Source organism: Streptomyces pseudoechinosporeus (assembly GCF_054783935.1).
The window spans coordinates 64,868-74,701 of sequence record NZ_BAAGPS010000058.1; the positions used below are offsets into that span (position 1 = coordinate 64,868).

The 9,834-nt window shown below is 72.4% G+C and carries 7 protein-coding genes; 4 read left to right on the forward strand and 3 right to left on the reverse strand.

What is annotated here, in order from left to right; translation table 11 throughout:
- Window positions 1-20: 20 nt before the first annotated feature.
- Both ACYVO6_RS37905 and ACYVO6_RS37910 read left to right on the forward strand, forming a co-directional pair.
- Complete coding sequence (locus ACYVO6_RS37905; protein WP_461069451.1) at window positions 21-644, forward strand: LysE family translocator; 624 nt, start codon at window positions 21-23, stop codon at window positions 642-644.
- 142 nt (window positions 645-786) lie between these two features.
- The gene (locus ACYVO6_RS37910) at window positions 787-1,704 is read left to right on the forward strand and encodes an aminoglycoside phosphotransferase family protein (protein ID WP_461069453.1); all 918 of its coding nucleotides are present in this window, start codon (window positions 787-789) and stop codon (window positions 1,702-1,704) included.
- 110 nt (window positions 1,705-1,814) lie between these two features.
- Here ACYVO6_RS37910 and treZ read toward each other — a convergent pair whose 3' ends face one another.
- Entirely contained in the window at window positions 1,815-3,560 is a 1,746-nt protein-coding gene (gene treZ / locus ACYVO6_RS37915; RefSeq protein ID WP_461069455.1) for a malto-oligosyltrehalose trehalohydrolase, read from the reverse strand.
- A gap of 197 nt (window positions 3,561-3,757) precedes the next feature.
- Between treZ and ACYVO6_RS37920 the strand changes: the two genes are divergently transcribed.
- Both ACYVO6_RS37920 and ACYVO6_RS37925 read left to right on the forward strand, forming a co-directional pair.
- Window positions 3,758-4,312, forward strand: coding sequence for an FHA domain-containing protein (locus ACYVO6_RS37920; protein ID WP_461069457.1), 555 nt, complete (start codon window positions 3,758-3,760; stop codon window positions 4,310-4,312).
- 192 nt (window positions 4,313-4,504) lie between these two features.
- A complete protein-coding gene (locus tag ACYVO6_RS37925; RefSeq protein WP_461069459.1) occupies window positions 4,505-5,848 on the forward strand; it encodes a M14 family zinc carboxypeptidase in 1,344 nt (447 codons plus the stop codon).
- Window positions 5,849-5,873: 25 nt separating this feature from the next.
- Here ACYVO6_RS37925 and ACYVO6_RS37930 read toward each other — a convergent pair whose 3' ends face one another.
- The gene (locus ACYVO6_RS37930; protein ID WP_461069461.1) at window positions 5,874-7,124 is read right to left on the reverse strand and encodes a M14 family zinc carboxypeptidase; all 1,251 of its coding nucleotides are present in this window, start codon (window positions 7,122-7,124) and stop codon (window positions 5,874-5,876) included.
- 105 nt (window positions 7,125-7,229) lie between these two features.
- Entirely contained in the window at window positions 7,230-9,632 is a 2,403-nt protein-coding gene (treY, locus tag ACYVO6_RS37935) for a malto-oligosyltrehalose synthase (protein ID WP_461069463.1), read from the reverse strand.
- Between the last annotated feature and the right edge of the window lie 202 nt (window positions 9,633-9,834).

Genomic DNA, 9,834 nt, shown 5'->3' on the forward strand with positions numbered 1-9,834 from the left:
CCCCAGGCGACGATGGCCCCATGCTCAGCACCTTGCTCGCCTTCCTCGGCGCCTGTCTGCTCATCGCCGCCTCGCCCGGCCCGAGCACCGTACTGATCATCAAGGAGTCGATCCGCAGCAGACGTTCCGGCTTCCTGACCGTGCTGGGCAACGAAACCGGTGTCTTCGTCTGGGGGATCCTCGCGGCGTTCGGGTTGACGGCACTGCTGGCGGCATCGGAAGTGGCGTACGACGTGATGCGCATCGTCGGCGCCGTCGTGCTCGTCGTCTTCGGTGTGCAGACGCTGTGGCAGGCGCGGCACGCCAAGGGCACGGCGGACGCGGGCGGGGAGGAAACCGTCGAGAAGAGCGGATGGGCCTCCTACCGGGGCGGGCTGCTGCTCAATCTCGCCAACCCGAAAGCGGCGATCTTCGCCATGTCCTTCTTGCCGCAATTTGTGCCCGAGGGGGCGCCGCATCTGCCCGCCATCCTGGGGCTCGCCGCGCTCCAGGCAGTCTTCGAGGTCGGCTACTACAGCACGTACGTGTGGTTCGTGGGCCGGATGAAGGCGGTGCTGTCCCGGGCCGGGGTGCGGCGTCGGCTGGAGCAGGTCTCCGGAGGCGTACTGCTGCTCCTGGGTGCACGCCTGGCGTTCGAGAGCTGATTCCGCCGCCAGGCGCCCGCTCGCGGAACCCCGGAAAGTGCTGTTCACGGGCTCGCGCCGCCCCCGCTGTCCGGGCAGGATGCTGACCGTAGCCCCTTTTGACCTACGGCGACCGAGGACACCGAACGGCAACGGCGCGATCATGACCCAGGCAACGACACCCACCGCGGACACCGTGAGACGCCTCGTCCGCTCCCTGCTCCCGGACGGCGGCGGATCCGACATCCGGCTCGTCGGCACGGGCAAAGAGCCCTTCACCTGGTACGTCGGTACGCGCCATGTGCTGCGCCTCGCCCCGGACCGCGAGGCCTCCGTACGTCAGCGACGCGAGCTGCGCCTGCGGGACGTGGTGCGCCCGCACCTCCCGGTCGCCGTCCCGGCGAGCATCGCGCACGGCGAGTGGGCGAGCGGCCTGACGTACACGCTCGACACCCTGATTCCCGGCGGTTCCGGCGAGCGGCATGACGTCTCCGCCGTGGGGGAGGCCGATCTGGCGGGGCTGCTCACTGGACTGCGCGAGGTGCCCGTGCGCCAGGCCGAGGCGCTCGGTGTGTCCCGTGCCGCGCCACGGTCCCTGGAGGCGCTGCGGGCCGCCGCCGCGCGTGCCGCCGAACAGCTCGGCGCGGCTGACGAGTTCGACGCCGCGCGGCTCCACCAGCTCACCGCGCCCGCCGCCGTCCAGCTCGGGGCGCAGCCCGGGGCCGCCGTTCTCGTCCACCACGGCCTCACGGGGGAGTACCTGGTGGTGAGCACCGACGGGCGCGTACGCGGCGTCCTCGGCTGGACCGACGCCCTGGTCGGCGACCCCGCCGAGGACATCGCCGGTCTCGCCCGCGCCGTCGGCGCCCCCGCGGCCGTCCGCGCGGCAACCCTCGCCGGATATGGCGCCCGCCCGTGCCTGCGCGGCTTGTGGCTGGCCCGCTGCGACGCCGTGATCCGCCTCGCCGACCGCCTCCGGGGGCACGGCAGCGACTCTCTGCCGCCGCTGCGCTCCCAGCTGGACCGCGCCTGGGAGGCGATCCTCCTGGAACGGGTCACGGAGCTGCGGGACGACGACTGAGCTGCGGGACGACGACTGATCGCTCCTGCGTCAGCACTCACTCCCACGTCAGCATCACTGCATCACCCGTGCGTCAGCGCCAGGAATCGCTCCCGCGTCAGCGCCACTGATCACTCCTGAGTGAGCACCACGCAAGACTCCCCCGGCAGGCTCAACAACCCGTCCGCACCCGGCACTTCGACCGGCTCCCACGCCGCAAGCACGCGCACGCGAGCAGTGCCGAGCGGGATCGACGCGGTCTCCTTGCCGAGGTTCACGGCCACCCGGACGTCACCGCGGCGGAACGCCAGCCAGCGGCCCTCCTCGTCGTAGGCGACCTTGACGTCCGAGAGGTCGGGGTCTGTGAGGTCCGCCTGGTCGTGCCTGAGGGCGATGAGTTCGCGGTACCAGGCGAGCACGCGCGCGTGGGGCTCGCTTTCCGGCTCGGACCAGTCCAGGCAGGAGCGGTCGCGGGTCGCCGGGTCCTGCGGATCGGGTACGTCCTCCTCGGCCCAGCCGTGTGCCGCGAACTCCCGGCGCCTGCCCCGGCGTACGGCCTCGGCCAGCTCCGGATCCGTGTGGTCGGTGAAGAACTGCCAGGGCGTGCCCGCCGCCCACTCCTCGCCCATGAACAGCATCGGCGTGAACGGGCCGGTGAGCGTCAGCGCTGCCGCGCAGGCCAGCAGACCGGGGGAGAGGGTGGCCGAGAGCCGGTCGCCCTGGGCGCGGTTGCCGACCTGGTCATGGGTCTGTGCGTAGCCGAGCAGGCGGTGTGAGGAGACGCGGGTACGGTCGAGGGGGCGGCCGTGACGCCGGCCGCGGAAGCTGGAGTACGTGCCGTCGTGGAAGAAACCGCCCGTGAGCGTTTTGGCGAGCGCGGAGAGGGGGGCGCGGGCGAAGTCCTCGTAGTAGCCCTGCGATTCGCCGGTCAGCGTGGTGTGCAGGGCGTGGTGGAAGTCGTCGTTCCACTGCGCGTGCAGACCGAGCCCGTTCTCCTTGCGCGCTGTGATCAGCCGCGGATCGGCCAGATCGGACTCGGCGACGAGGAACAGCGGCCGGTCCAGGTCAGCGGAGAGCGCGTCCACGGAGGCCGACAGCTCCTCAAGGAAGTGGTACGCGCGGGTGTCGCGCAGCGCGTGCACGGCGTCAAGGCGCAGCCCGTCGAGCCGGTAGTCGCGCAGCCAGGCCAGGGTGCTGCCCAGCAGATACGCGCGCACCTCGTCCGAACCGGGCGCGTCCAGGTTGACGGCCGCACCCCAGGGCGTGTGATGCGCGTCCGTCAAGTACGGGCCGAACGCGGGCAGATGGTTGCCGGACGGGCCGAAGTGGTTGTGCACGACGTCCAGGACGACACCGAGGCCGAGTTCGTGCGCCCGGTCGGCGAACCGTTTCAGCGCTTCCGGACCGCCGTACGGCTCGTGCACCGCCCACAGCGAGACCCCCTCGTACCCCCAGCCGTGCCGCCCCGGGAACGGGCACAGCGGCATCAACTCGATGTGCGTGACGCCCAGTTCCGCGAGATGTCCGAGCCGCTCGGCAGCCGCGTCCAGGGTGCCCTCGCGTGTGTACGTGCCCACATGCAGCTCGTACAGCACCGCGCCCGGCAGCCCGCGTCCGGCCCACTCGGCGCGCCACGCGTACCGCTCGTGGTCGACCACCGCGCTCAGCCCGTCGGGGCCGTCGGGCTGCCGCCGCGAGCGCGGATCGGGCAGTACGGGGCCGTCGTCCACCGCGAAGCCGTACCGCGTGCCGTCCTCGGCCTCCGCCTCAGCCGTCCACCACCCCGCGCGGTCCGGATCGCGCTCCATCGCCTGTGTGCCGCCCGCGCAGTGGAGCGTCATACGGCCGGCCTGTGGTGCCCACACCTCGAACTGCACGGACGGTTCTCCCTCGTCTGCTCACCGTGATCTCGCCGGTCCCATGGTGCGTCACCCGAGATCAGTACGCGGCTGAAACCGCTCGAACGAAGGATTGAACCCGCGTCGGTCGCAGTACCGAACCAGAGCCGAACCAGAGGTGTCCCAAGTTCCTCGTTTTCTGGACACCTTGGCCGCGCTGACCGACAATCACCAGCGTGACGTCGTCTTTCGAGTTCCACACCTATCCCGCCCCTCGGCTGTCGGACGCCGAGCGGGACAGGGCGTTGAGTGTGCTCCGAGAGGGCGCCGCTGTGGGCAGGATCTCGCACAACACGTTCATTCACCGGATGGAACTCGCGCTCGCCGCCCGTACCTCTGACGAACTCGCCGCGCTCACCGCCGATCTCCGCACGGAGAGCCGTTGGTCGCGGATGCTGTTCGGCACCGTGGAGGCGGTCTCCGGCTTCACCGTACGGCTGCGCAGGGCCTGGCAGGCCGAGAAGCTCCCCAAGTTGCTGCTGCCCCGCCCCGAGAGCCCGTACCCGCTGCGTATAGGCCGCGACCCGGCCAGCGGACTCAGGCTCAGCCACGAGACGGTCTCCCGTGTGCACGCCGAACTGACCCGCCAGGGCGGCCTGTGGGTGCTGCGCGACCTCGGCTCGACCAACGGCACCTCCGTGAACGGGCGGCGGGTGATCGGCGCCGCCGTGGTCCAGGCCGGCGATCAGGTCAGCTTCGGTCGGATGTCGTTCCGGCTCGCCACGGACTGACGCCACCGGCCCGGTGGGCGGAAGCGTCGCCTCCGGGCAGCGGCCCGCGAAGGCCGAACATCCTGCTCGTACGGCGGTGTTGACGTACCCGTGCGATCGTGACTCACTGTGCGTACACCATCCACAGCAAGTGAAACGACGGCTACTCGCAGCGGAGGTAAGACCCTGCCGCAACTCCTCCGCTACCCGTCCGTGGACGAGCTGCGCGTCCGGGCGGCGGCGCTCGTCGAGCGTCGCCCGAAGGACGCCCGGCTGCGCCGGGTGGGCACCTCACGCTCCGGGCTCCCGATGTGGCTGCTGTCCGTCGGACACGGCAGCCGTCAGACCCTCGTCGTCGCGGGACCGCACGCCAACGAGCCCGTGGGCGGCGCCACCGCCCTGCGCCTTGCCGAACGGGCGCTGGCCGACCCCCGGCTGTGCGAGGGCGCCGACGCGACCTGGAACCTGCTGCTGTGCCTCGACCCGGACGGCGCGCGCCGCAACGAGGGCTGGCTGTCCGGGCCGTACACCCTCGGCCACTACTTCCGGCACTTCTTCAGACCCGGCTTCCGTGAGCAGCCCGAGTGGCTGCCCGACGGCGCGGACGGCGCCGCCCTGCCGGAGACCCGCGCCCTGCTCGACCTCCAGGACGAACTGCGGCCCTTCTTCCAGTGCTCCCTGCACGGCGTCGACGTGGGCGGCGGCTTCGTCGAGCTGACCCGCGAACTGCCCGGCCTCGCCCCGCGCCTCGCCCACACTGCGGCCCGCCTGGGCATCCCCCTCGAACTCGGGCCGTACGACACGCTGTACTGGCCCACCCTAGGGCCTGCCGTCTACCGCATCCCGCCCCCGCGCCGCGCGGACCTGGCCGCCGCCATCACGGAGGCGGCGGTCGAGTCCACCTGGTTCCACCCGCACCGGTACGGCACGGTGACCGCGATCGTCGAGGCCCCCATGTGGGGCGTACGGGCCGTGGGGGACGCCTCGCCGCCCGCCGACGCCGACGAGACGCTGAGGGCCGTGAGCTGCACGCTGCGCCGCGACACACGGATTCTGGAGGCGCTGCTGACGCGGATCCGCCCCGGCCTCGGCACGGCCGACGACACGGCTTCCCTGCTCGCACCGGTCGACGACTATTTACTGGTCTGCCCCGGCCTCGCCGACTCCTGGGACCCCGACACGGAAGCCGACGACGGCACGCATCCCCTGCCGCCGCTGGACACCGCCCGGCTGACCGCGCTGCGTATCTCCGCGCGGCGGATAGCGCTGCGTACGGCGGGCCTGCTGCACCAGCTCGTGACGCGCGCCGGATGCGATCCGTCCGGCGCGCTGCCGGATCTCGACCGGCTGATCGACGTGTGGTGCGCGGACTACCACGACGGGCACCAGGCGCGCTGGATCCCGGTCGCGCGACAGGCCGAGTACCAGGCACGGGTGGTGCTCCACGCCTTCGAACTGGCGGGCCGCGGGGCGCCCGTGTCGCGCCCTGGCGCCAGTGCGGTCGGTAGGCCCCCGGCCGGTACGCCTCCGGCCAAGGCCGAAGTTCCGTTTGAGTGAGCCTGAGGGGGCTCGGATTGAGGGCCTACTCCGCGCGGTCCCGTGCGTGGCGCGCCGCCGCGACCACCGTACGGCTCTGATGCTCGACCTGGTGCTCCAACGGCACCCAGCGTGCGCGGAAGCGTTCGGCGAAGGACTCGCTCCAGGAGGCGACCAGGTGCTCCAGGTGCGGTGCCGCGCGGTCGTCGGTCTCCTGGAGGACCCGCAGCAGCATCGCGGCGGCCCGCAGCGGGAGCCGGCGGCCGAACGCGTCCACGCTGCCGACGTACGCCATCGTCGTGTCCGCCGGAGGATGGTGGGCCCAGTCGCCGGCCAGCCCCGGTACCAGCTCCAGGGCCCACTTCGTGGCCCGCAGCAGCGGCCCGTCGGGGCCCGGCAGGCGGGGCAGGGCCTCGGAGAGGACGCCCTCCACCTGGAGCGAGTCCCGCAGCAGCCGGCGCGCCAGATGCCGCATCGCCGCGGCCGGCGCGGGATGCGGCGCCGGGTCGTCCACCAGGTCGCTGGCCCACATCGGCACTTCGACGACCGCGGTCAGACCGCCGTACCGGTGGGCGCGGTACCAGGTGCTGTGCCGGGCGTCGTCCGGCATGCTCGGGTATGGGGCGTCCGAGCCCGGCTCGGGCATCACATGCACCCCGGGCCCGGAGGCAGGCCAGCCCGCCGCGTCCGAGGCCCCCGTCTCCACCGGAATGTGCAGCTCCGCCGCGGACTTGGCGAACGGCTCCGCCAGCCCCGGCACACCCTTCGTCAACTGCACCCAGCTGCCGCCCAGATCGGTCCCGTGGAGGGTCGCCTGGAGGTAGGGACGCAGCTCGTCGATGACCCTGGTGAGGGCACGCGTCTCGGGCGGCAGCCGGTCGGGCGGCAGCACGGAGGGCGACCACTCCGGCTGCTCGGGTCCGGCGGGGCGGAAGAACCCGCGGTGATAGTCGAGCAGGGTCCGTGGCGCGGGAGTCACATGAAGACTCGCCCCGTCCGGATCCGCACACAGCAGAAAGTGCCACGACGTGTCGGCCCGCAACTGCCGCTCGTACAGCACCCGTTCGGCCAGCGCGAGGAGAGTGGAACCCCCGGTGGGCTCATTGGCGTGAGCCCCCGCGACCACCAGCACAGCCCGCTCGGCATGCCCCACCGACAGCAGATGCAGCGGTCGCCCCGCCCGCGAGACCCCGACCTGCTCAAGAGCGCACAGCCACGGCCGCTGAGTCGCCAACGCCCGGGCGGACGTGACGATTTCGGCCACACTGGGGTAGTGCCTCTCCGGCAGGGAACTCACCCCCGTCTAGATCCGCCCTGTGCCGCAGTCCGCAGTACTCCACGGACTGGATGAACTGTCAAGGAGGCGTCCGGGAGGCGTGCGGGTGTGTGAACCGCGCTGAAGTCAGGCACGCGAGCCCTCGGGATCGCCCACCCGCTCCAGGAGCACCACCGGCAACCGCTCGAAAAGCACCTCCGCGCGCGCGTGCCCCGTGAACTCCCGTCCTGGAGTGAGTAGATCGGCCCACCGCCCGGCGGGCAGTGGCAGCAGCGTGTCGCGCCAGCCGCCCGTCTCCTCCAGGCGCAGCGACAGCCGTGTGACGGCGGTGATCACCTCTCCGGAGCGTACGAAGGCCACGCAGTGCGTAGCGGCCGGGCCCTCCGCGTCCAGCGGGGTGTACGTCGCCGACTCGCCGAAGACGGTGGGGCGCCCTCTGCGTAGTCGCAGGGCGGTCGCGGTGAGCGCGGCCTTCTCGGCGGACAGGTCGCCGGTGTCCTTCGGCGGGAAGTGGGCCGAGCGCCGGTTGTCCGGGTCCACGAGTGCCCGGTACTCGACCTCCGTGCCCTGGTAGACGTCCGGCACGCCCGGCATCGTCAGCTGGACGAGGGCGGCGCCGAGGACGTTCGTCCGCACATGGGGCTCGAAGGAGGCCCTGAACTCGGCGGCACGCCGTCCGGGCGCCCCGCACGGCCCCGCCCTCAGGAAGGCGGCGACAGAGGCCTCGTACGCGGGATCCTGCTCCGTCCACGAGGTGAACAGGCCGGCCTCCCGGACGTGCTTCAACAAGGCGCCCTGGAGCCGGTCCTCGGCCGCGGGCCCGAGACCGACCGCCGTCTGCCACGCGGCCCACGCCACCTGGGGATCCGGCGCGCCCACCCCGTCGACCGCCGTCTGCCCGGTCACCTCGGCCAGCAGGTCGGCCCAGCGCAGGGGGCACTGGGTGAGCACGGAGATCGCCGCCCGCACATCGGCGCTGCGCTTGGTGTCGTGGGTGGACAGCACGGTGCCGGTGGCGGGCCAGTCGCGCTGCACGCGCGCGCAGTACGCGTGGAAGTCCTCCGGGGGCACGGCGGGGAACTCCGGCTCGCCGCCCACCTCGTTCGCCGAGAGGACGGGCACGTACCGGTAGAACGCCGTGTCCTCCACGGACTTGGCCCGCAGCGCCGACGCGGTCTGCGCGAACCGCGCCCGGAACCCCTCGCGCTCGGGCCCCTCCCCGGTCCGGCCGAGCACCAGGTCCCGTACGACGTCCACCGCATGGGCCTCCTCGGGCACCGTGAAGGCCCCCCGCGCCTCGTGTGCGGCCTCCTCGGTGACGACCGCTGCGGCGTCCCCGGAGGCGTACGGCCGGTAGACCTGGAGGCGTACGAGGAGTTCACGCAGCGCGGTGCGCAGGGCCCAGGGGGCGTGGTCGCGCAGCGCGGGGTCCGGGGACGTACGGCACAGGTGGTCGGCCTCGCGGGTGAGGCGGTCGATCTCGGTGGCCAGCTCGTGATGGACCACCTTGTACGCGGCCCGCCGCACCGTCGCCTCCCAGACGCCGCCACGGTCGGCCTGGGGCGCCGCGAACCGCCGGTACTGACCGAGGAGTTCGCCCGCGCCCGCCGGGTCCGTGAAGAGGCCGTCGATGTGCCGCAGCGCGTCATAGCCGGTGGTGCCCGCGACCGGCCACGCGGCGGGCAGCGGTTCGCCCTCCGCGAGGATCTTCTCGACCACCGTCCAGCGCCCGCCCGTCGCCTCGTGGAGCCGCTGGAGGTACGCGTCCGGGTCCGCGAGGCCGTCCGGGTGGTCGATCCGCAGCCCGTCGACCACGCCCTCGTCGAGCAGCTCCAGGATCTTCGCGTGGGTGGCCGCGAACACCTCCGGGTCCTCGACGCGTACCCCGATGAGCTCCGAAATGCTGAAGAAACGGCGGTAGTTGAGCTCCGTACGGGCCAGCCGCCACCACCCCAGGCGGTACCACTGGGCCTCCAGCAGCTGGGGCAGCGGCAGGTCCTCGGTCCCGGCGCGCAAGGGGAACGCGTGTTCGTGATAGCGCAGCACCTCGCCGTCGACCTCCAGGTGGCCGAGTTCCGTACCGAGCCGCCCGCCGAGCACCGGCAGCAGCACCCGGCCGTCCTGCGCCTCCCAGTCGATGTCGAACCAGCGCGCGTACGGAGAGTCCGGGCCCTCGCGCAGTACCTCCCACAGGGCGCGGTTGTGCCGCGGGACCATCGCCATGTGGTTCGGCACGATGTCCACCACGAGTCCCAGGCCGTGCTCCCGGGCGGTGCGCGAGAGGGACCGCAGGCCCTCCTCGCCGCCCAGCTCGTCCCGCACGCGCGCGTGGTCCACCACGTCATAGCCGTGCGGTGACCCCGGCACGGCCTCCAGCACCGGCGACAGATGCAGATGCGAGACGCCGAGCGAGGCCAGATACGGCACGGCCGCCGCGGCGGCCCCGAACGGGAACTCCGGTTGCAGCTGAAGCCGGTACGTGGCGGTCGGAGCGGCGGGCAGCACCGGTTCGGGACGCTCAGGTGTCATGGCAACGTACGTACCCGCAAGCGAGCCTTTCGTGTCATAGACACGCTTGCGCTCCGCTGGGAGGGGCAGTTTTGACGCTGCGGGCCGTCTGTGGCTGGTCGCTCCCCCACTCTCGGCTCCTCCCCCACTCTCGGCTTCGCTCGAGCGGGGGGACCCCCATGCGCGGGGGGGACCCCCATCGCGGCGGAGCCGCAAATTGACA